Source organism: Burkholderia sp. SIMBA_062 (assembly GCF_046534765.1).
GTDB lineage: Bacteria > Pseudomonadota > Gammaproteobacteria > Burkholderiales > Burkholderiaceae > Burkholderia > Burkholderia ambifaria.
Genome location: NZ_JAWRYD010000013.1, coordinates 170081 through 191046, shown reverse-complemented (window position 1 = coordinate 191046; position 20966 = coordinate 170081). Strand labels below are relative to the sequence as shown.

17 protein-coding genes and 1 pseudogene are annotated in these 20966 nt (G+C 67.9%); 8 read left to right on the top strand and 10 right to left on the bottom strand.

What is annotated here, in order from left to right; translation table 11 throughout:
- Positions 1-24: 24 nt before the first annotated feature.
- Positions 25-684, bottom strand: a complete 660-nt coding sequence (locus SB786_RS16855; RefSeq protein WP_410728420.1) for a glutathione S-transferase family protein — start codon at positions 682-684, stop codon at positions 25-27.
- A 125-nt stretch (positions 685-809) separates the two neighbouring features.
- Positions 810-1880, bottom strand: coding sequence for an MBL fold metallo-hydrolase (locus SB786_RS16850; RefSeq protein WP_175656745.1), 1071 nt, complete (start codon positions 1878-1880; stop codon positions 810-812).
- A gap of 240 nt (positions 1881-2120) precedes the next feature.
- Between SB786_RS16850 and SB786_RS16845 the strand changes: the two genes are divergently transcribed.
- Positions 2121-3026, top strand: a complete 906-nt coding sequence (locus SB786_RS16845; RefSeq protein ID WP_006750650.1) for an HTH-type transcriptional regulator ArgP — start codon at positions 2121-2123, stop codon at positions 3024-3026.
- Positions 3027-3185: 159 nt separating this feature from the next.
- Complete coding sequence (locus tag SB786_RS16840; RefSeq protein ID WP_006758457.1) at positions 3186-3398, top strand: DUF1059 domain-containing protein; 213 nt, start codon at positions 3186-3188, stop codon at positions 3396-3398.
- 101 nt (positions 3399-3499) lie between these two features.
- Here SB786_RS16840 and ltaE read toward each other — a convergent pair whose 3' ends face one another.
- Positions 3500-4513 (bottom strand): low-specificity L-threonine aldolase, encoded by a 1014-nt coding sequence (gene ltaE, locus SB786_RS16835; RefSeq protein WP_410728419.1) that lies wholly within the window; start codon positions 4511-4513, stop codon positions 3500-3502.
- A 386-nt stretch (positions 4514-4899) separates the two neighbouring features.
- On the opposite strand from ltaE, the gene SB786_RS16830 reads away from it, so the two are divergent.
- Genes SB786_RS16830 through SB786_RS16820 form a run of 3 tightly spaced genes read left to right on the top strand, consistent with a single transcriptional unit; the run spans position 4900 to position 7521 of the window.
- Positions 4900-6321, top strand: a complete 1422-nt coding sequence (locus SB786_RS16830) for a cytochrome ubiquinol oxidase subunit I (protein WP_410728418.1) — start codon at positions 4900-4902, stop codon at positions 6319-6321.
- 29 nt (positions 6322-6350) lie between these two features.
- Entirely contained in the window at positions 6351-7358 is a 1008-nt protein-coding gene (gene cydB / locus SB786_RS16825; RefSeq protein ID WP_006758460.1) for a cytochrome d ubiquinol oxidase subunit II, read from the top strand.
- Positions 7330-7521, top strand: a complete 192-nt coding sequence (locus SB786_RS16820) for a hypothetical protein (protein ID WP_138849658.1) — start codon at positions 7330-7332, stop codon at positions 7519-7521. The genes cydB and SB786_RS16820 overlap by 29 nt, the downstream gene beginning before the upstream one ends.
- A gap of 215 nt (positions 7522-7736) precedes the next feature.
- Here SB786_RS16820 and SB786_RS16815 read toward each other — a convergent pair whose 3' ends face one another.
- The gene (locus SB786_RS16815) at positions 7737-7931 is read right to left on the bottom strand and encodes a YqaE/Pmp3 family membrane protein (RefSeq protein WP_175708444.1); all 195 of its coding nucleotides are present in this window, start codon (positions 7929-7931) and stop codon (positions 7737-7739) included.
- A gap of 136 nt (positions 7932-8067) precedes the next feature.
- On the opposite strand from SB786_RS16815, the pseudogene SB786_RS16810 reads away from it, so the two are divergent.
- Positions 8068-8202 (top strand): annotated as a pseudogene (locus SB786_RS16810) (LysR family transcriptional regulator); the annotation flags it as partial.
- Positions 8203-8311: 109 nt separating this feature from the next.
- Here SB786_RS16810 and SB786_RS16805 read toward each other — a convergent pair.
- A complete protein-coding gene (locus SB786_RS16805; RefSeq protein WP_410728417.1) occupies positions 8312-9988 on the bottom strand; it encodes an alkaline phosphatase family protein in 1677 nt (558 codons plus the stop codon).
- Between the two features lie 251 nt (positions 9989-10239).
- On the opposite strand from SB786_RS16805, the gene SB786_RS16800 reads away from it, so the two are divergent.
- Positions 10240-10461: a hypothetical protein gene (locus tag SB786_RS16800; RefSeq protein WP_006750658.1), complete on the top strand. Its 222-nt coding sequence runs from the start codon at positions 10240-10242 to the stop codon at positions 10459-10461.
- Positions 10462-10529: 68 nt separating this feature from the next.
- Here the strand turns inward: SB786_RS16800 and SB786_RS16795 are convergent, their stop codons facing one another.
- Together SB786_RS16795 and SB786_RS16790 are read right to left on the bottom strand one after the other, a co-directional pair.
- The gene (locus SB786_RS16795; RefSeq protein WP_410728416.1) at positions 10530-14354 is read right to left on the bottom strand and encodes a DUF748 domain-containing protein; all 3825 of its coding nucleotides are present in this window, start codon (positions 14352-14354) and stop codon (positions 10530-10532) included.
- A 151-nt stretch (positions 14355-14505) separates the two neighbouring features.
- Positions 14506-15945 carry a DUF1254 domain-containing protein gene (locus SB786_RS16790; protein WP_410728415.1) on the bottom strand — a complete coding sequence of 480 codons (1440 nt, stop codon included), beginning with the start codon at positions 15943-15945 and terminating at the stop codon, positions 14506-14508.
- A gap of 393 nt (positions 15946-16338) precedes the next feature.
- Here SB786_RS16790 and SB786_RS16785 point away from each other — a divergent pair, with 393 nt between their 5' ends.
- Positions 16339-19155: a heavy metal translocating P-type ATPase gene (locus SB786_RS16785; protein WP_410728414.1), complete on the top strand. Its 2817-nt coding sequence runs from the start codon at positions 16339-16341 to the stop codon at positions 19153-19155.
- Between the two features lie 287 nt (positions 19156-19442).
- Here SB786_RS16785 and SB786_RS16780 read toward each other — a convergent pair whose 3' ends face one another.
- From SB786_RS16780 to SB786_RS16770, 3 genes are all read right to left on the bottom strand, one after another.
- A complete protein-coding gene (locus tag SB786_RS16780) occupies positions 19443-19832 on the bottom strand; it encodes a tlde1 domain-containing protein (RefSeq protein WP_410728429.1) in 390 nt (129 codons plus the stop codon).
- Between the two features lie 324 nt (positions 19833-20156).
- Positions 20157-20636 carry a GNAT family N-acetyltransferase gene (locus SB786_RS16775; RefSeq protein ID WP_410728413.1) on the bottom strand — a complete coding sequence of 160 codons (480 nt, stop codon included), beginning with the start codon at positions 20634-20636 and terminating at the stop codon, positions 20157-20159.
- A 142-nt stretch (positions 20637-20778) separates the two neighbouring features.
- Positions 20779-20934, bottom strand: a complete 156-nt coding sequence (locus tag SB786_RS16770) for a hypothetical protein (RefSeq protein WP_410728412.1) — start codon at positions 20932-20934, stop codon at positions 20779-20781.
- Positions 20935-20966 lie beyond the last annotated feature (32 nt).

Here is a 20966-nt window from a genome sequence, read left to right as displayed (position 1 = left end):
CCGCAGCGATCGCCACTGTGAACGTCAGTCGCGATCGGGCGCGCCGAGCGGGAAGAACGCGCGGTACGGCCGGGCTTCGTCGACCGCACGCGCGAACGACGGCCGCGCCAGCAGCCGCTTGCGATACGCGATCACGTTCGCGAACGACGGATCGATCCGGTGTGTCCAGTCCGCGTAGAACAGGAACGGCGCCGCGCCGCAGTCGGCGAGGCTGAAGCGGTCGCCGGCCGCCCATTCGCGATCGGCCATCGTTCGATCCAGCCACGCGTACGACGTTTCGAGCATCGTACGTGCATCGGCGACACCCCGCGCATCGCGCTCGTGCTCCGGCCGCAGCGCGTCGTGCACGACCTTCTGCTGCGGCGTCGATACATAGTTGTCGAAGAAACGATCCATCGTCCGCACTTCCAGCGCCGCGCGCCGGTCGTCGGGCACCAGCCGCAAGGGGCCCGGATGGTAGAGGTCGAGATACTCGATGATGATCGTCGCCTCGACAACGGGGCGGCCCGCGTCCACGAGCACGGGGAACCGCTTCAGCGGCCACAGCGCAGCCAGTTCCTGCATCGGCTTCGGATCGTCGTGCGCGAGCACGCGATATTCGAATGGCGTGCCGTTCTCGTACAGCGCGGTCAGCACCTTCTGGCAGTAGGACGAAAAAGGATGGGCGTATAGCGTCGGTGTCATCGGGGGGCTCTCAGGGTGTCGGCGCCGCGTCGTGCGGCGCCATGGGATCGGATAACTTGACGACGAACGGCGCCACGCCAATTCGACAGCGAGCCGAATTTTTTTCGTTGCGCGACTTCGTGCCGCTACGACCGGCCGTCCATCACGACGCGACCTTCGCCCCGCCAGCGCAGCATCCCGCCGCCGAGGTTCGCGACGGCGTCGAACCCGGCCTTCAGCAGAATCACGGTCGCCTGCGCGGAGCGGCCGCCGGCGCGGCACACGGTCACGATCGGCCGGTCGCGCGCCAGTTCGCCGGTGCGCGCCGCCAGTTCGCCGAGCGGAATCGGTGTCGCGCCGGGCAGGTGGCCGAGCGGGCCGGTGAATTCGTCGGGCTCGCGCACGTCGACGACCTGCACCGCCGGCAGGTGATCCTCGAGCCACTGCGGATCGATTTCCCAGAAACCGGCGAACGTGTAGACGAGTGGGGCCCAGTCGGGTGCCGCATGCGTATCGGGCGCGTTCGCGGCGACGCCGCACTGCAGGTTCGCGGGCACCGCGACGTCTATCTGGCGCGGGTGGGCGAGCCCGAGGTTGCGCATGTAGCCGGCGAAATCGTCTTCGCTGAGATCGCCGCCGAGGCGTGGATTGAAGCGCCGCTCCTCGCCGACGCTCGTCACCGTCAGCCCGCGATAGTCGTGCGCGGGATACAGCAGGCAGGCGGCCGGCAGCGTGAAGAGGCGGCCATGCACCGCGCGATACAGCGCGCGCGGGTCGCCCTGCTGGAAGTCGGTGCGGCCGGTGCCGCGAATCAGCAGGCAGTCGCCGGTGAACGCCATCGATTCGTCGTCGAGCACGAGGCTGATGCAGCCGCTCGTATGGCCCGGCGTCGCGCGCACGGTCAGGTAGCGCGTGCCGAATGCGCAGCGGTCGCCGTCGTTCAGGTAGCGGTCGGCGCCCTGCGCGCCGCTCGCGGCCGAAATCGCGATCGTGCTGCCAGTGCGCTGCTTCAGCAGCCATGCGCCCGTCACGTGATCGGCGTGCACGTGGGTGTCGACGGTCGCGACGAGCCGCAGCCCGAGCTCGTCGAGCAGTGCCGCGTCGCGGCGCACCTGCTCGAACACGGGATCGATCAGCAGCGCTTCGCGCGACGCGGGATCGGCGAGCAGATACGTGTAGGTCGACGATTGCGGGTCGAAAAGTTGCCGGAAGATCATTGGGAAGTTGCTCCGTCGGCTGGGGGTGTCGGTTGTGCGGATGGCGTGGATGGTGCGGATCGTGCGGATGGTGCAACCCGGTCGGCATGCGTCGCCGGGGCGCGCGTTCCTACAGCGTAGTTCAAAACACACGTGGCGCCGGCCTCGTTGCATGCGGCGTCGTGCTGCGCCCTGATCGTCGCCAGCACTGCCTTACACTACCGCCTGTTCTCGTCTTACGTTCACAGGAATTGCGGCGATATGTCTCTGACGATCGATCCAAAGCAAGCCGCCGCGCTACTGGCCGTCGCCGACACCGGCAGCTTCGAGCAGGCCGCCGTGCGCCTGCACGTGACCGCGTCCGCCGTCACGCAGCGGGTCCGCGCGCTGGAGGCGAGCCTGGGCACGCCGCTCGTGCTGCGCACGCGGCCGTGCCGGCCGACGGTGGCCGGGCAGCGCGTGCTGCAGCATCTGCGCCGCGTCGCGCTGCTGCAGGCCGACCTGCAAAGCACGCTCGCGACCGAGCGCGAATCGCCGATCTCCGTCACGATCGCGTTGAACTCCGACAGTCTCGGCACGTGGTTCCTGCCCGCGCTGACCTCGGTGCTCGCGGGTGAGCGCATCCTGTTCGAGCTGATCGTCGAGGACCAGGACCACACGTTCGCGCTGCTCGAAAGCGGGATGGCCGTCGGCTGCGTGACGACCGAGCCGAAGCCGATGCGCGGCTGCGTCGCGACGCCGCTCGGCACGATGCGCTACCGGCTGCTCGCGGCCGCCGCGTTCGCGGGGCGCTGGTTTCCGCGCGGCCTGAACCGCACGAGCGCGCGCGATGCGCCGGTCGTCGCGTATTCGCGGCGCGACACGCTGCAGTCCACGTTCCTGAAGGAGAAGTTCGGGCTGCCCGAAGGCGCATATCCGTGCCATTACGTGCCGGGCACGCACGCGCATTTCGCGGCGGTGCGGCATGGGCTCGGCTACGCGATGGTGCCGGAGCCGCTGCTCGGCGGCGCACCGCTCGATGCCCAGGGGCTCGTCGATCTCGCGCCCGCGCACCCGACCGACGTCACGCTGTACTGGCACGCGTGGACGGTACAGTCGCCGACGATGGCGTCGCTGTCCGCACGGGTGGTCGAAGCGGCGCGCCGGTTGCTCGCGCCGCTGCCGTGACAAGCGGGTAATCGACAGCATTGGCGGGTCACGCGGTGCGGTACACACGGCGGCGAGGAACACCGCCGCGCCGCCTATACTTTTTGCATCGGCCTCGCGAACGCGCCGCGCGGCCGATCAGGCCAATCCGGCCGCTCGCTTTCCCGTGAGGAGAACATCATGTCCCGCCGCTATATCGATTGCCGCGACTTTCCCAGCGCGATGAACTGCTCGGTCGCGATTTCCGCCGACTCCGACAACGAACTGCTGGAGGCCGCCGTCCAACATGCGGTCTCGGTGCACCAGCACACCGACAGCGCCGAACTGCGCACGCAGTTGAAAGCGCTATTCCGCGACGGCACGCCGCCCGTCGATGCGCCCCGGCAAGCGTAATCCGCCGGCACGACACATTCGACGCACGCGTTGTAGCGTCACCCTCCCCCGCTTCGCGCCACATCGCGCCGGCGCTCCCCCGCCGGCCGGCGCATTCCGCTTTACGCGCGACGCTGCGCGAAATACGCGCCGACCGCGTCGATGAAGGTGTCGACGTCCGCGCGCGACACGTCGCGGTGCGTGACGAAGCGCGACGCGTACAGCATCTGCGTCAGGATCCCACGCTCCTTCAACCACGCCTCGAGCGGCGCGCAATCGGCTTCGGGAAATTGCGCGAACACCATGTTCGTCGCGTGCGACAGCACCTTCACCGGCTCGATGCGCGCGAGGCCTGCCGCGAGATGCGCGGCGTTCGCGTGATCGTCGGCCAGCCGTTCGACGTTGTGCTCGAGCGCATACAGGCAGGCCGCCGCGAGGATGCCCGACTGCCGCATCCCGCCACCGAGCACCTTGCGCCAGCGCTGCGCGCGCTCGATCGGCGCGCGATTGCCGACCAGCACCGAACCGACCGGCGCGCCGAGCCCTTTCGAGAAGCAGATCGACACGGTATCGAACGGTGCGCACAGTTCCGCGATCGGACGACCCGATGCGACGGCGGCATTGCACACGCGCGCACCGTCGAGGTGCGCGGCCAGCCCGCGGCTGCGCGCGAACGCGACGGCTTCCTGGACATAGCCTTCCGGCAACACGAGGCCGCCGATCGTGTTTTCGAGCGCGAGCAGACGCGTGCGGGCGAAGTGATTGTCGAGCGGCTTGATCGCGGCGGCGATCTTCGCGAGCGGCAGCGTGCCGTCCGGCGCGTTCTCGATCGGCTGCGGCTGGATGCTGCCGAGCACGGCCGCGCCGCCGCCTTCGTACTTGTAGGTGTGTGCGAGCTGGCCGACGATGTATTCGTCGCCGCGTTCGCAATGGGCCATCAGCGCGGCAAGGTTGCTCTGCGTGCCGCTCGGGAAGAACAGGCCGGCTTCCTTGCCGGCCCGCTCGGCGGTGACCGCCTGGAGGCGCAGCACGGTCGGGTCGTCGCCCCACACGTCGTCGCCCACTTCGGCGGCAGTCATCGCGGCCAGCATCGCCTGGCTCGGACGTGTCACGGTATCGCTGCGTAAATCGATCATGTTCGTGCCCTGAGTGAACGCGGACCGGAACCAATGCGCCCGGCCCTGCCGAAACGAGACTCAGAGTGTACGCAATTCACCCAGCGGCTGCCGACGACAAGCGCACCGCGATCCCGCATGCACGCGGTCGTTCCGATGATGCGACGCGCCATATTGACGCACGTGCGGCAGACCGCCACGCCGGGGCCGCCCCCGGGACGAACGACGTTCTTGATACGAATCAACGATTTATCCCGAAAACGCGCGCGGCGGGCTGGACATCTGCGACGAGTTGGCACATTTCGCGGCGCAACATCGCGCTCCATACTCCAGCCAACCCCGACGCCGGGTTCGGCCGGGGTCCGCCGGCACCCGCCGGCGGGTATCGTCAGCCTCGGTCAACTGGTATGGACACCGCTCTTTCGGCCCTCGATCTGGCCCGCCTGCAATTCGCGTTCACCGTTTCCTTTCACATCGTCTTCCCGGCGCTGAGCATCGGCCTCGCCAGCTTCATCGCCGTGCTCGAATATCGCTGGCTCAAGACCGGCAAGCAGTACTACAAGACGCTCTGCCTGTTCTGGTCGAAGATCTTCGCGGTCGCGTTCGGGATGGGCGTCGTCTCCGGCGTCGTCATGAGCTATCAGTTCGGCACCAACTGGTCGGGCTTCTCGAGCTTCGCCGGCGCCGTCACCGGCCCGCTGCTGATGTACGAGGTGATGACCGCGTTCTTCCTCGAAGCCGGCTTCCTCGGCATCATGCTGTTCGGCTGGAATCGCGTGAGCCCGCGCGCGCACTTCGGCGCGACGCTGATGGTCGCGATCGGCACGCTGATCTCGACGTTCTGGATTCTCGCGTCGAACAGCTGGATGCAGACGCCGCAGGGCTTCGAGATCGTCGACGGCCGCGTCGTGCCGACCGACTGGTTCGCGATCATCTTCAACCCGTCGTTCCCGTACCGCCTGTTCCACATGGCGATCGCCGCGTTCATCGTCGCCGCGCTGGTCGTCGCCGCGACGGGCGCATGGCACCTGCTGAAGGGCCGCCGCGACAAGGGCGTGAAGAAGATGTTCTCGATGGCGCTGTGGCTGCTGCTGGTGCTCGCGCCGCTGCAGGCCGTGATCGGCGACCAGCACGGCATCAACACGCTGAAGCACCAGCCCGCGAAGATCGCCGCGATCGAGGGGCTGTGGGATACCGAAAAGGGCGGCACCGCGCTGAACCTGTTCGGCATTCCGGACATGAAGGCCGAAACGACCCGCTACGCGGTGAAGGTGCCGCACCTCGGCAGCCTGATCCTCACGCACAGCTGGGACGGCGAGATTCGCGGGTTGAAGGATTTCCCGCCTGAAGACCGCCCGAATTCGACGGTCGTGTTCTGGAGCTTCCGGATCATGGTCGGCCTCGGCTTCGCGATGATCGGCCTTGCCGCGCTTGCGTGGCTGCTGCGCCGCCGCGGCAACCTGTATGAATCGAAGTGGTTCCAGCGCTTCGCGCTCGTGATGGGCCCGACCGGTTTCGTGTCACTGCTCGCGGGCTGGGTGACGACCGAAGCAGGCCGCCAGCCGTGGGTCGTGTATGGCGTGATGCGCACCGCGCAGGCCGTGTCGCCGCTGTCGGTGCAGCAGGTCAGCCTGTCGATGATGACGTTCGTGATCGTGTACTTCCTCGTGTTCGGCACCGGCGTGTACTACATGCTGAAGCTGATGAAGGCCGGCCCCGCGCTGCCCGACGCCCCGCACGACGCGGATCACGACAGGCCCGACACGCGCCTCGATCACACCGCGCGCCGCCCGATGTCGGCTGTCGACGAGCTGATCGAGACCGTCTGAGCCCACCCTTTTCGCAAACGAGAAAACCTATGGACGTCACCGTAATCTGGGCCGCGATCATCGCGTTGGGGCTCTTCATGTACGTCGTGCTCGACGGCTTCGACCTCGGCATCGGCATCGTCTTCCCGTTCTTTCCGGACGAGAAGGAACGCGACCTGATGATGAACACCGTCGCGCCCGTGTGGGACGGCAACGAAACGTGGCTCGTGCTCGGCGGCGCCGGGCTGTTCGCGGTGTTTCCGATCGTCTATTCGACGGTGCTGTCGGCGCTGTACCTGCCGCTGATCTTCATGCTGGTGTGCCTGATCTTCCGCGGCGTGTCGTTCGAGATCCGCGCGAAGGCGCGGCGCACGAAGCAGCTGTGGGATCTCGCGTTCATCGGCGGCTCGGCCGGCGCGACGCTGTTCCAGGGGATCGCGCTCGGCGCGTTCCTGCAGGGCATCAACGTGAAGGACGGCGTGTTCGCGGGCGACGCGTTCGACTGGCTCACGCCGTTCAGCCTGCTGACGGGCCTCGGCCTGATCGTGACGTACGCGCTGCTCGGCTGCTGCTGGCTCGTCGCGAAAACGGAGGGCGATCTGCAACGGCGCCTGCATCGCGTCGTGTGGCCGCTGACCGTCGTGCTGCTCGGCTTCATCGCCGTGGTCAGCCTGTGGACGCCGCTGCAGGATCCGGCCATCGCGCAGCGCTGGTTCGATTCGGGGCTGTTCTGGCGGCTGCTGCCGGTGCCGTTCCTGGTCGCCGGGTGCGCGGTGTGGATGCGTCGCGCGGTGCGCGAGCGGCACGACATGACGCCGTTCATGCTCGCGCTGGCGCTCGTGCTGCTCGGCTATGTCGGCCTGCTCGTCACGATGTTCCCGTATGCGATTCCGCAGACGATGACGATCTGGGAAGCGGCGGCGCCGCGTTCGAGCCAGACCTTCACGCTGGTCGGCGCAGCGGTTATCCTCCCGATCATCATCGCCTACACGACGATGGGTTACTGGGTATTCCGAGGCAAGGTGCGCCATGAAGACCAGCATTACTACCACCACTGATTCCGCCGCTCATTCCGCCGCTCGCCAACCCGACGCGCCGCGTCCCCGGATGCGCGGCTGGATGTGGTTCGTCGTTCTGTGGGCGGGCGGCGTGATCGGCGCCGTCACGCTCGGCTATGCGTTCAAGATCTTCATGAACCTGACGCTGTTTGCGGTGAAGTAGGCCGGCCGGCTGACCGGCATTCCGCCATCCGGCCGCATCGCGCATCTGTCGATTACCCGACGGATGCGCCACCACGGTACGGGTTATTGCGGCGCGCGCCGCACGACGCCGAGCTTCAACCCCAGCGTGCCGAATATGCGGTTCATTGTCTGGACGGTCCCGTCGCTGCGGCCCTGAAATGAAAACCACGCTGCTCCGCTGGCGTGGTGTGCCGCCTACCGCCGCTCGCCCAACGCCGCTTCGATCTTGCGGTCGGTCTTGTACTGGCTCAACGCATACACCGACCAGATCGCGGCGGGCAGCCAGCCGATGATCGTGATCTGCAAGAGCAGACAGATGATCCCGGCGATCGGGCGGCCGATCGTGAAGAACTGGAACCACGGCAACAGCAGGGCAAGCAAAAGGCGCATCGGGAATCCTCCGGGGGCGTCGTTGAAAGTTCAGGCGCAGACAATATGACGGGCCGCGCGCCCCATTTCAAGTCCGAACCGGCACTTGCCTGCCGACGCAGCGGGCGGTCAGTGCATTGCGCGTGATGCCGAGCCGCCGTTCGACGCACCGGTCGACGTGCACGTGCACGTGCAGGGCCACTACCTGTGCTACGCGCCGGAGCGCGTCGAAACGAGCGATGCGGTGCGGCGCTTCAGGGAACGGATGCTGGACGAATCCGCACGCGGGTGACGCGCACCGCGGCTACGCGAATCGCCATGGGGAAGGCGCCGCACGCGACCGCCCGGCCGCGCGCCCCCCGCGCCGGACGCCGCCGGTCGGCGGCATCCGGCCTGCTGCATCAACGCCCGATACCCAGCCCCGGCAACACGTGCGTGTTCTCGGCCACGACCGCGTTCAGCAGACGCGGTTCAGCGCCGAGCAGCCCGAGGATCGTCGGCGCGACCTGCTTCGTGCCGACGAGATCGCTCACGGTGCGCGCGCGATGGAGGCCCGGATACGACACGAGCAGGCCGAGGTGGCTGTCGTCGGGCGCGTTGCCGCCGTGCTCCTCGTCCTTCTTCGTGCTCGACGTGTAGATCACGCCCGGATTCGGCTGGACGATGATGTCCGGCGTACGGCCGTTGGCCGGATCGCCGAACCGGTCGGCCAGCGCCGCGCCGTACAGGATGGTCGCCTGAGCGCCGTCGGCACAGATCCCCGGCGCGTTGCAGCCGAGGTTCGCCTTCAGCGTCTGCACCACGGCCGCGCGCTGGCCGCGGTCGCGCAGCCAGATCAGGCCGACGTCGTCGGTCTGCACCAGGCCCGTGCCGACCAGGCCCGAACCGTCGTTCGGGTTGCCCGTCGTCGTGTTGTTCTGACCGAAGCTGCCGTTCGGGTCGATGTAGTTGTTCGCCTCCAGCAGCTTCGTCAGCGTGTCGCCGTTCTTCACGAGCTTGGTGTGATCGGCAGGCGACTGGCCGTGCTTCGCCGTGACGATCACCGCCGTCGACGAATACAGGTTGGCCTGCTTCAGCGCCGCGACGATATGGCCGATCGAGTTGTCGACGTACGTGATGGCGTTCGCGACCTGCCCGTTCGGCGTGAAATTCGCATCGAGGTAGCCGCCGCCCTTCGTCACCGGCGCCTTCTGCGCGACGCTCAGCGTCTGGAAGTCGGCGCCGAACAGCGTGGGCACCGGCGCGATCTTCGTGCCCGTCGAGTCACGGCCGTTGATCTGGTTGATCAGCGCCTGCACGTGCAGGTTATCGAATTGCGCGGTATGCGAATAGACGTCCGTATAGGCCGTTTGCGTCGCCGGATCGATCGAGTTGATCTCGGTGCGCATCAGATCGTCGACGCCCTTGCCCGACGGGCCGTTCACCCAGTCGTAGCCCCACGCATGCTTGTCGGCCCACGCGGTGTACGCATTCGGCACGCCGGCCTTCACGGCTTCGAACACCGTGTTGGTCTTCACGTAGTTGTGCGGGTACACCGGCACGCACTTGCCATTGACCTTCGCATGCGGGATCGCCTGCGGGTTGAACGCGCCGCCGCCGTCGAGGTGCACGAGCGCGCCGCCGTTGAATGCATCGATGCCGGTCGTCTCGTCGAACACGACGTTCCAGCCCTGCTTGCCCGCGCAGGTGGTGTCGCCCGGCGCGTACAGGTTGCGGTCGTACGACACGTCGTAGAACAGGCCGGCCGTCTTCGGCGAGCCGCCCGTCACGAGCGCCGCGAGGCCCGGGAACGAGTCCGACAGGCCCGGCGTATACGCGTTCGTGTACGTGACACCGCTTTGCGCGAGCACCGCGATGTTCGGGCACGTGTTCGCGCCGACGCAGCGCGCGAGATCCTGCTCGTGCAGGCCGTCGACGCTGATCAGCAGCACGTGCTTCACGACACGGCGCGCGTGGCCGCCGTTCTCGCCCTGGCTGTTGCCGTCCTGCTGCGCCGCGTAGGCGCCCACGCTGGCGAGCGCCAGCGCGCCCGCCACCATCACCGCCATTTTTCGTTGCTTAGCGAAACTGGAAATCATCACCCCACCTCATCGATTGACGTTGAACCGCATGACTTGCCAACAGGCGCGCCAAATATCGGCGCGTCGTGCGGCGGTCGCATGAAGCGGGGCTTTCTGTTTTCTATCAAACGTAACCAAACGCAATTGCCATCGCGCAGTCGCAATGCGGTGCGTGCCCGGCGCGGTCGCGCGCGACCGTATTTTTTTCCCGGTTGGCGCACGACTATTGGCGTGCGATAAAGGGTTTTCCCCTAGCCCGGAGCACGCGTATGTCGACCCTGGAAGCTCTCCGGTTCGTGCTGGACGATGCACGTACCCCCGAAATCATTCGCCACCACGTCGTTGACGCGCTGCAGTACGCGCTGCGCAACTACGGACAGGTGTTCACCGCGAAGGAAATCGAATGGCTCACGCAATGGGACGATGCCCGCCTGCCGCTGGCCGCGAAGAAGGAACTGGACAAGCGCGAACCGGCGATCGCCGCGCGCTGACGGGAAGCGCGCCGCCGCGCCCGATTGCCGGTCGGACGCGGCGGCGGCGGATGATGGATTGACCCGCGTTACTGCAGGCCGAAGTCGACGCGCGTCGTCGCGCCCTTGTCCTCGATGCCCTTCGCATCGAGCTTCGACGCCACGACGAACATCCGGCTCGAATCGATCTTGCCGTCGAGATACTGGCGCACGGCCTGCGCGCGCTGTTGCGCGAGCGCACGCAGCGCGTTGTCGTCGGCCGGCGCATGATCGGCCAGCGCCTGCTTCATGTCGGCCTCGGGCAGCGTCTTCTGCAGGCCGACCAGGTTGCGCGGCTTCTTGAAGTCGGCGGCCTTGTACGCACGCGTCAGGTACTTCGCGTACTCGGCCTGGTCGACCTTCACCGACATCGGATCGACGCTCTCGCCCTGGCCGATCACGTCCTTCAGCTTCTGCTGGCGCACCAGCCGGTCGACGTACGCGTCGCGCAGCCCCGGCGTGTCCTTCGCCGGATCGACGCGGCCGATCAGGTCGAGGCGGATCGACGGCTTCTCGGTCAGCATCTTCACGACGGTGTCGAGCTTCTTCTGCTGCGCGTCGGTCAGCTGGTACGAGCCCGGCGCGAACTCGACGTAGCCGAGATCCTCGCCGCTGCCGCCGAACGCATTCGCGAGCAGCGAGAACGGCGACGTGACGGCCTTCGCGATCAGGTTCAGCACCGCGCGCCAGATCAGCCCGCCGACGCTGAATTCCGGATTCGACAGCGAACCCGACACCGGCAGGTTCACGTCGATCTGGCCGCGGGTGTTCTTCAGCAGCGAGATCGCGAGCTTCACCGGCAGCTTCGTCGCCGTGTCGTTGTCGACGTGGTCGCCGAACGTGAGCTGGTCGATGAAGATGTGGTTGTTCGCCTGCAGCTGGTCGTTCGCGAGCTGGTAGTGCAGATCGACGTTGAGCTTGCCCTTCGTGATCGGATAGCCCGCGTACTTCGCGGAATACGGCGTCAGGTTGGTCAGCTCGATGTCGTGCGCGGTCGCCGTCAGGTCCAGCGCCGGCTTCTCGATCAGCGGATTCACCGAACCCTTGATCGAGATCGGCCCGTTGCCCTCGAGGTTCGCGGCGACGTCGACCGGTGCGGACGTCGTCGAATCCGTGCCGAACGCGCCGACCGTGCCCTTGATCGCGACGAGGTGTGCCGTGTAGTTCGGCTTGATGAAGTTGTCCGTGTACGTGACGCGGCCGTTCTGCAGCAGCAGCTCGCCGAAATGCATCCGCACCGGGTTCTGCGGCGGCGGCGCGGCCTTCACGACGACCGTCGCCGATGCGGCGGCCGGCGCGGATGCCTGCTGCGCGACCGCGGCCGATGCGGCGGCCGGTGCGGCGGCCGGCGACGTCACGCCCGGCGACAGCGGCACGGGCTCGCCCTTGCTCGCGTCGCGCGTGAGCGATTGGGCGGGGCCCGTCTCCTTCGCGACCACGTCCTTCAGGTTCAGCCGCCCCTGCGCATCGAGCAGCACGCGACCGTAGAAGTTCGAGAACGTCACGCGCGCGGCGTCGACGTCGGTGCCCTTCTCGTCGTAGTTCACCTTCAGGTTCGACAGCGCGAGCGAGCGCCAGCCCGCGAACGGATCGGACGTCGCCTTGTCGAGCATCCGCACGTCGACCAGCGCGGCATCGCCGCGATAGGTCGCGCGCGGCGCGTCCTTCACCTGCGCGAACGTCAGGTTGCCTTGTGCGTTGAGCAGCGCGCTCGCGATGGTCGCGTTCAGCGCGCTGCCGAAGTACGGTTCGAACGCGGCCGCGTCGAGGCGGTTGCCGTTGATCTTCAGGCCGAGCTTCAGCGGCTGCGCGGTGACGTCGCCCGACACGTTCAGCGCGCCCTTGCGGTTCAGCGTCGCCTTCAGCTGCACCGGCAGCGGCTTCGTCATGTCGTCGCTGATCTTCTGCACCGACAGGTCGAGCGGCTTGATCGCGAGCTTCACCGGGCGCGGCGTCGACAGGTCCGTGAAGTTCGCCGCAGAGTCCTTCACGTTCAGCGCGTCGATCCGGTAATGCCACGACGGCGCGGCCGCCTCGGCCTTGCGCGCGACCGTGCGCTCGGGCACCGCTGCCTGCGCGGGCTCGGCCAGCGCCGCGAGATCGATCTTGCCGTCCTTCAGGCGCTTCACGTCGAGCGCGAGCCCGGTCGCGTCGACGCTCGCGATTTGCGCGGTGCGCGCGGCGACATCGACCTTCGCGATCTTCGCGCTCGCGTCGGGCAGCACGATCGCGGGCGCCTTCGCGTCCGGCGTCGCGACCTTCAGCGACTTCAGGCTCACCGTGCTGTCGGCGAGCTGCGCATCGAGCGGCGTCTTGCCCCAGTCGGCCTTCGCGTTGACGATCGCGCCGAGCGTGCCGTCGAGCACGCGCGCACGGGTCGCCTCGCCGAGATACGGCTGCAGCGCCGGCAGCGCGAGCGCATCGACCGTCAGCTTCGTGTCGGCCTGCTTCGCCGCGACGCTGAATGCGCCCTCGGCCTTCACGTCGCCGCCATGCGACAGCGACGTCGACAGCGTGTACTTTGCCGGCGTCTTGCCCTGCAGCGTGAAACCGTCGAGCGTCGCGGCGAGTTTCGTCAGCGACATCACCGTGGGCGTCGCGGGCACGCGGTCGTCGACGTTGATCGTGCCGCCGTCGATCGCGAAATGACGGATCGTCAGGTCGAGCGGCGGTGCTTCCTTCGCGGCGGCTTCGGCTTTCGCACCGCTTGCACCGCTCGCGCCGTTCGCAGCGACGGTGGCGGCGGCCGTCGATGCGGCGGCGCCCGACGCGGGCGGCTTGCCCGCGGCAGCCTTCGGCGCGGCGGCCGGCTGACCGGCGAGCTTCTCGACGTTCAGCACGCCCTGCTTGTCGCGCGACAGGTCGACGACCGGCTGGTCGATCCGGATCTCGTCGAAATGCAGCACGTTGCGCAGCGGCTCGAGGCCGGCGGCCGCCACATGCACGCCGCGCGCGGCGAACAGCGGCTCGGACGCGCGGCCGGTGACCTTCGCGTCGTTCAGGTCGACGGTGCCCGACACGCGCAGCGCGGGCGTGTCGCCGCTCATCACGAAGTTCAGCGTGAGGTCGCTGCTCAACAGGCCGCTCGTGACGATCACCGGCAGCTTCGCCGGCGCGTACGAAATCAGCTTCGGCACGTCGAGCCGGTCGAACTTCAGCGCGACTTCCGACTCGCGCGACTGCGCGAACGGCTTCGTCTTGCCGTCGATCGCGATCGGGCTGCCGTCGAACCGCGCGCGCAGCTTCGGCTGCACGAAGATGTCGGTCTTCGACGCGAGCGTCGCGATGAACGGAATGCCGAGCGTCCAGTTGTCGACCACGTGCTTTTCGTTCAGCAGGCGGTCGTCGAAGTCGATCCGGCCGTCGTTGACCTGGATGTTCGACACCGAGAACTGCGTCGGCTTGCTTTCGGGCTTGGGCGACGGCTTCGAGAACTTCTCGATCAGGTCGGTGAAGTTGAAGCGCTGCGCGTCGTAGCGGACGATATGGAAGCGCGGCGAGTCGACGCGCACTTCGTTGACGATCGGCGCGCCGCGAAACAGCGACGACCACGACGGCCGCACGACGAGCTTGTCGATGTCGATGAAGCCGCCCTGGCCGCCGCGCTCGCCGACGTGCACGCCGTCGGCTTCGAGATTCAGCGTGTACGGGTTCAGCGCGATGCGCTGGATCGTTGACGGCCGGTCGAGCTGCTGGCTCAGTTGCTGTTCGGCGATGTGGCGGATCAGCGGCGGCGCCGCGAAGAACCCGAGCAGTCCAAATAAAACGATGAAGATCAGCACGCCAAGGCCGATACGCCGGGCCCGGCGCGAGCGTGCAACGCCGCCGAGGGTTTGAAGGGTCGAGGGTACGGTTTCTTTCTCTGCGCTTGCCATGCTTGAATATCTCGGAAATGGATGCCGGCCGCACCGGAAAACCGGCACGGCCGTGCACGCAATCCCGAAAGTATAGGCTCAGGTGGTGACGGGACGGCGTTCGGGTGCGAGCGCCGCGCCCGCGGATCGGACAGCGGCGGCGCCTATCCGTTCATTTCCGGACGACGGCGGGCGGCATCCACGAGCTATCGGTCGCTTGCGGCTTCGGCGCGTAGAGACGCAACGCGAGCGCGAAATCGGTGCGCGGCGCCGGCAGCCAGTTGGCCGCATGCGCGCCGCCCGACGACGCCGATACGACCACGTCGATCGAGCCGTCGTGATTGCGGCGCAGCCGGTCGCGGTCGCCGAGCGAGCGGCGCGCCGAGCCGACGTCCGGCAGCGCGCCGTTGGTGGAGTACGGTGTCAGCGTCCAGAACCCGCGCACCGGCGGCAGCGCGCCCGGCGCGAAGTGCAGCACGTAGCGGTTCGCGCCGTTCAGCGGATGGCCGTCGCTGTCGACGCGCACGAGCGCGAGCGTCTCGTCGTCGCGCGTCGCGGTGCCGAACTGCGTGTAGGCCGCGTATGCGCGCAGCGCGTAGTCCTGGCCATACTTGCCGGCCGCGTCGCCGATCCAGCTCCAGCCGTTCGCGTTCAGCAGGTTCGGCGGCGGCGCCGCGAGCCGCGCGCGCGCTTCGGCGACGCCGGCCGTCGCGGCGCTCAGGCGATCGCCCGTCCACGGCACCGGGTAGCCGGCCGACACGCCGATGTCGTTCAGCAGCTCCTGCGCGTGCGCGTCGTCGGCGGGCGCCGGGTTGTCTTGCAGCGCCCGCGCGAAACGCGTGAAGAACGCCTTCGGGTCGAGCGCGGCGACCTGCTCGGCCGGCGTACCGCCGCTCGCCGCTTCCGACGGCGCGCTGCCCGCATGGACCGCGACCGACGCGCCGCGCGCGCTGCCCGTATAGACGGACAGCGGCACCACGCGGATCGCCCGCTGCAGTTTCTTCACGTTCGTGAGGTCGCGCCCGCCGCTCGTCTGCAGCCGCACTTCGAGCCAGGCGTTGGCCGACGGCACGTCGACACGCAATACGCCCTTCGGCAGCGTGCCCTGCCAGTCCTTCGCGGCAAAGGCAATCGTTTGCGATCGCGCGGCGCCGCGAGCGCCACGCGCCGCAACACTCGACGACGACCACAGCACGTTCGTCCACATGTCGAGCGCCCGGGCATCCCAGTAGCGGCCGCGGGTGTCGGGCAGCGTGACGATCACCGGCTCGGCGCCGACGTCGAGCCAGCCGGTCGAGTCGAGCGTGTCGACGCCCGGCAGCGGCGGGTTGAGCGCGCCGACGGGCGGCAGCGCCTGCGCGTGACGCAGCGTGTTGAGCGGCGCCTGGCCCGGCTGCGCGCCGTCGCCGCCCGTCGCCGCTTCCTTCGCGACGTCCATCAGCACGAGCGGATACGCATAGATATAGGAATCGGCTACTTCGGCGCGCAGCCAGCCGGTTTTCCGCTGGATCGCGTCCGGTTGCGACGCGCAGCCCGCCAGCAGCGCCGCCAGGGCCAGCGACGCGCCCGCCGCGCGCCGCAGCGAAATTGATTCTCGTAGGTTTTCAATCATTGTGTACTGGCCGAATATCGTTCTTGTCAGTCAACGCCTTGTTCGACTCACGATCGGCGAAAGCAAGGCACCTCAGCCTGCCCGGTCGCCGCTTCGCTATGCGGGCGCTGATGTCAGGCCGGTATCATAGCGCCTAAGGGCATCCCCCAATATGCCGAATAACGGGCGGAGCGGTAGTTACGGCGTCGACAGTCCCCAGGCAGCGGAAGGCGAACCAGTCCGGACGCAATGCACTGGCTGCCCGGGCTCCGGCATATAAGGGGGACGCATCAGCAGCCCCCTGGCCGGTACGCACGTCCGTGCGTTGCATCGTCGCCCCCTTGACCTTCCCATCATGGGAACGTTGATACTGGGGCCATTCGCGGCACGAACCGCGCTTTTGGGGAATCCGACATGACTGAACCACTCGCGTCCGCGGGCTTGCAAACGATCGAACTGACGGTCGACGGCATGCATTGCGGCGGCTGCACGGGCCGCGTGCAGCGTGCACTCGCCGCCGTGCCGGGCGTCGTCGAGGCCGCGGTCGACCTTGACGCGCAGGCGGCCACGGTCACCGCGCAGGATACGGTCGAGCCCGCGCAGCTCGTCGCTGCAGTCGGCGCGGCGGGCTATCGCGCGACCGTGCGCGAAGCGGCGTTCGAAGCCGTTGCCGCAGCGCAGGCGCAGCCCGCGGCACGCGCCGAAGCACTGCCCGCCACGCCGGCCGCACTGCCGGCGAGCACCGCCACGATCGAACTCGATATCGACGGCATGACCTGCGCGTCGTGCGTGTCGCGCGTCGAAAAGGCGCTGGCGAAGGTGCCGGGCGTCACGCGTGCGTCGGTCAACCTTGCGACCGAGCGCGCGACCATCGACGCGGCACCGGACGTTTCCGCGTCGCGACTGGTCGAAGCCGTGCAGCAGGCCGGTTACGGCGCGACAGCGGTCGCAGCCACGCCGCCGGCCGCTTCCCGCGATCTCGAATTCGACATCGGCGGGATGACGTGCGCATCCTGCGCCGGCCGCGTCGAAAAGGCGCTGGCCGCGGTGCCAGGCGTCGCGCGCGCGTCGGTCAATCTCGCGACCGAGCGCGCGTCGGTGCACGGCGGCGGCGCGCTCGACGCCGCCGCGCTGATCGCGGCGGTCACGACGGCCGGCTACCGCGCATCGCTTGCCGCCGCGCCGGACGCCGGCGCCGCAGCCACCGCCGCAACCGAAGTCCGCGCCGGCGACACGGCGCAAGCCCCCGAGGCCCGCAAGCGCCGCGAAGCGATCCGCGAACGCAATCTGGTGATCGGCTCGGCCGTGCTGAGCGCACCGCTCATCGTGCCGATGCTCGTCGCGCCGTTCGGCATCGACGCGATGCTGCCCGGCTGGCTGCAGCTCGTGCTCGCGTCGATCGTCCAGTTCGGCTTCGGCGCGCGCTTCTACCGCGCCGCCTGGCACGCGCTGAAGGCGCGCACCGGCAACATGGACCTGCTCGTCGCGCTCGGCACATCGGCCGCGTTCGGCCTGAGCCTGTGGATGCTGGTGCGCGACCCCGTCGACCCGGGCCACCTGTATTTCGAGGCATCGGCCGTCATCATCACGCTGGTGCGCTTCGGCAAATGGCTCGAAGCCCGCGCGAAACGCCAGACGACCGAGGCGATCCGCGCGCTGAACGCGCTGCGCCCCGACCGCGCGCGCGTCGTCGAGCACGGCGTCGAACGCGACGTGCCGCTCGCGCAGGTGCGCGTCGGCACGACCGTCAGCATCCGTCCCGGCGAGCGCGTGCCCGTCGACGGGCGAATCGTGTCGGGCCGCTCGCACGTCGACGAATCGCTGATCACCGGCGAAAGCCTGCCGGTGCCGAAGGACGACGGCGATCCGGTCACGGCCGGCTCGATCAACGGCGAAGGCGCGCTCGTCGTCGCAACCACCGCGATCGGCGCGGAAACGACGCTCGCGCGCATCATCCGCCTCGTCGAATCCGCGCAGGCGGAAAAGGCGCCGATCCAGCGGCTCGTCGATCGCGTGAGCGAAGTGTTCGTGCCGGCGATCCTCGGCATCGCCGTGCTGACGCTGATCGGCTGGCTGATCGCCGGCGCCGGCACCGAAACGGCGATCCTCAACGCGGTCGCGGTGCTCGTCATCGCGTGTCCGTGCGCGCTCGGTCTCGCGACGCCCGCGGCGATCATGGCCGGCACCGGCGTCGCGGCGCGCCACGGCGTGCTGATCAAGGACGCGCAAGCGCTCGAACTCGCGCAGCGCACGACCGTGATCGCGTTCGACAAGACCGGCACGCTGACCGAAGGCAAGCCGTCCGTGACGGCGTTCGACGCCGTCGGCATCCCGCGTGAGCAAGCGCTCGCGCTCGCGGCCGCGGTCCAACGGCAAAGCGATCATCCGCTCGCGCGCGCCGTGGTCGCCGCGCACGAAGCGGACGTGGTGGCTCGCGGCGGCGGCGCAGGTTCGGCCGATATCATCGGGGCCGACGGGCGCGCGGTGGCTGGACGCGGCGTGCAAGCGCGCGTCGACGGGCAGCTTCTCGCGCTCGGCAGCACCCGCTGGCGCGATGAGCTCGGCCTCGTCGTGCCGCCGGAACTCGACGCGCGTGCCGCGGAGCTCGAACGCGCGGGCAACACGATTTCGTGGCTGATGCGCGCCGAGGCGCCGCGCGCGTTGCTCGCGCTGATCGCGTTCGGCGACACCGTGAAACCCGGCGCGCGCGACGCGATCACGGCACTGTCGGCGCGCGGCGTCGCGAGCGTGCTCGTGACGGGCGACAACCGCGGCAGCGCGGCGGCCGTCGCGGCAGCGCTCGGGATTAGCGAAGTGCATGCGCAGGTGCTGCCCGACGACAAGGCGCGCGTGGTGGCCGAACTGAAGCGCACGCACGGCGGGATCGTCGCGATGGTCGGCGACGGGATCAACGACGCGCCCGCGCTCGCCGCGGCCGACGTCGGCATCGCGATGGCGACCGGCACCGACGTCGCGATGCATACGGCCGGCATCACGTTGATGCGCGGCGATCCGGCGCTCGTCGCCGATGCGATCGACATCTCGAAGCGGACGTACCGGAAGATCCAGCAGAACCTGTTCTGGGCGTTCGTCTACAACCTGATCGGCGTGCCGCTCGCGGCGCTCGGCTGGCTGAACCCGGTGATCGCGGGGGCGGCGATGGCGTTCTCCAGCGTCAGCGTCGTGACGAACGCGTTGCTGCTGCGCAGATGGAAAGGACGGGCAAGGTGACGAGAGGAGGCGCGAATACGGGCGGAACGGGAGTCCGCCCGCTGTTTGGCGGTTTCATCGGCTTCGACGGATCCACCGCAGTACGCACCGATCGCGACCAACATCGCTGCGTCGATGACACCGGGAAACGGAAGCGGGCTCGTCCCTTTGTCCATATTGGTCGTGCGGGAGTAGTACGGCGGACCGTCGACGTATGCCTCGTTCAGATTGATCGCGTTGAATGCCAAAACGGAATTGACCTCAGCAGGGCCGCCCTGATCACGGTGCGCGACAGGCGTTTTCGCATGTCAATATTGAACCGTCAGCGGAACATAGCACCCGGGCATGCCCTTCGTTGCGGCTTCGATCTCGCGAACGAAATTTTCCATTCCCGAATGGAGATTGATGCATCCGGCGGAACCGGCATACGTGCCCCCGTGGATAAAGAATCCGCCGCGACCGAACGTCCGGGTCCCGGGCACGACGTGGATAGTCAGTCGGTAATCCCCGCACGCTACGCGCGAAGCAAGGTTGGACCCACGATTCGTCCACATTTCGGAAGGCTGAATCCAGTATCGACCTGATGGTATAGGCCCAACATTTTCCATCTGGTGGCGAGCGCTCGGATAATCGAAACTGCCGCGATTGTCGTGACGGCCGGAAACTGCAGGATAGACGCCCGTTGTATTCCCCGTCATGACCAAAAAACGCCCATCGAATCGGAGCGAAACGGAAGCGCGTGCGCAAGCGGGTAAGGTCGGAGTACCGCGTTCGGCGGCATACCTCTTCTCCATCGTTCGTTATCCTCGTTTATTGATGATTTGAGTACGCCGACTTATCGGCGACACATCATAAAAGGACAACGCTGGATTTCAGTCGCGGCGCAGAATGGCGCACACCGTGTTCAATGAGCTAAATGGGGCTGACGGGCCAGTCCAGAGCGCCTCGCGACCCCGGCGCGCTCCCATGTGAAAACATGTCGAATCGCAAACAGTGAGCGTCCGATACTCGTTTCTTCGCGGCTAGCCCGGGACGACCGGCTTGATCAGCGTCGTCGTGATCGGTGCGAAACCGCACGCCCGATAGAGCGCACGTGCGGCTGTGTTGTGATTGAACACCGACAGCCCGATTTCGGTGACGCCGTGGCGGCGTGCCTCGGCCTCGAGTGCATCGAGCGTGCGCGTGGCCCAGCCCTGGCGGCGCCGGGACGGGACGATGTCGAGGTCGTAGATGAACAGCGTGCGGTTCGGCCCTTCGGGCACGATCGCGTACCAGAGGTCGCCGACCGTGTCGCCGGTGGCGGTGTCGATCAACTGAACGAGTGTCTGGCCGGAGGTGAGCAGGCCGTCGGGCAGCAGCGTATCGAAGCAGGCGCGGGCGCGGCCCGCCGCGTCTTCGCTCGCGTTCTGCCCGGAGGACACGAGATCGCGCGCGTAGCCGTCGATGGCGCGCGTGCGGTATGCGTGGAATTCGCCGGCCGTCATCGGCCGCATCTGCAGCATGGCCCGGTGTCGCGAAGGAAGTCTGACTTCCAGTGTAGCGGGACGGTCGCACCGGCGCGCGATGCGGCGGTGAAAAACGGGCAGGCAATTGCGGCAAGCGCCGCGCCGAATCAGCGAATCAGCGAATCAGCGAATCAGCGAATCAGCGACGGTACACGACGATCGGCGCGAAGTTCGCACGACGCATGCGATCGGCTTCGGCGCTACGCGCAGCGTACGAGTATTCCGCGTCGAGCGGCAGGTGCGGGGAGACGAACAGATCGTCGATCTTGTGCAGCAGGGCAAGAATGAAGCTCATGTGAGACTCCTGAGAGGGTCTAGGGTTTTCCC

Excerpts from the sequence above, each read along its gene's own strand:
- SB786_RS16855 (WP_410728420.1), bottom strand. The coding sequence starts at position 684 with ATGACACCGACGCTATACGCCCATCCTTTTTCGTCCTACTGCCAGAAG.
- SB786_RS16850 (WP_175656745.1), bottom strand. The coding sequence starts at position 1,880 with ATGATCTTCCGGCAACTTTTCGACCCGCAATCGTCGACCTACACGTAT.
- SB786_RS16845 (WP_006750650.1), top strand. The coding sequence starts at position 2,121 with ATGTCTCTGACGATCGATCCAAAGCAAGCCGCCGCGCTACTGGCCGTC.
- SB786_RS16840 (WP_006758457.1), top strand. The coding sequence starts at position 3,186 with ATGTCCCGCCGCTATATCGATTGCCGCGACTTTCCCAGCGCGATGAAC.
- ltaE (WP_410728419.1), bottom strand. The coding sequence starts at position 4,513 with ATGATCGATTTACGCAGCGATACCGTGACACGTCCGAGCCAGGCGATG.
- SB786_RS16830 (WP_410728418.1), top strand. The coding sequence starts at position 4,900 with ATGGACACCGCTCTTTCGGCCCTCGATCTGGCCCGCCTGCAATTCGCG.
- cydB (WP_006758460.1), top strand. The coding sequence starts at position 6,351 with ATGGACGTCACCGTAATCTGGGCCGCGATCATCGCGTTGGGGCTCTTC.
- SB786_RS16820 (WP_138849658.1), top strand. The coding sequence starts at position 7,330 with ATGAAGACCAGCATTACTACCACCACTGATTCCGCCGCTCATTCCGCC.
- SB786_RS16815 (WP_175708444.1), bottom strand. The coding sequence starts at position 7,931 with ATGCGCCTTTTGCTTGCCCTGCTGTTGCCGTGGTTCCAGTTCTTCACG.
- SB786_RS16805 (WP_410728417.1), bottom strand. The coding sequence starts at position 9,988 with ATGATTTCCAGTTTCGCTAAGCAACGAAAAATGGCGGTGATGGTGGCG.
- SB786_RS16800 (WP_006750658.1), top strand. The coding sequence starts at position 10,240 with ATGTCGACCCTGGAAGCTCTCCGGTTCGTGCTGGACGATGCACGTACC.
- SB786_RS16795 (WP_410728416.1), bottom strand. The coding sequence starts at position 14,354 with ATGGCAAGCGCAGAGAAAGAAACCGTACCCTCGACCCTTCAAACCCTC.
- SB786_RS16790 (WP_410728415.1), bottom strand. The coding sequence starts at position 15,945 with ATGATTGAAAACCTACGAGAATCAATTTCGCTGCGGCGCGCGGCGGGC.
- SB786_RS16785 (WP_410728414.1), top strand. The coding sequence starts at position 16,339 with ATGACTGAACCACTCGCGTCCGCGGGCTTGCAAACGATCGAACTGACG.
- SB786_RS16780 (WP_410728429.1), bottom strand. The coding sequence starts at position 19,832 with ATGACGGGGAATACAACGGGCGTCTATCCTGCAGTTTCCGGCCGTCAC.
- SB786_RS16775 (WP_410728413.1), bottom strand. The coding sequence starts at position 20,636 with ATGCTGCAGATGCGGCCGATGACGGCCGGCGAATTCCACGCATACCGC.
- SB786_RS16770 (WP_410728412.1), bottom strand. The coding sequence starts at position 20,934 with ATGAGCTTCATTCTTGCCCTGCTGCACAAGATCGACGATCTGTTCGTC.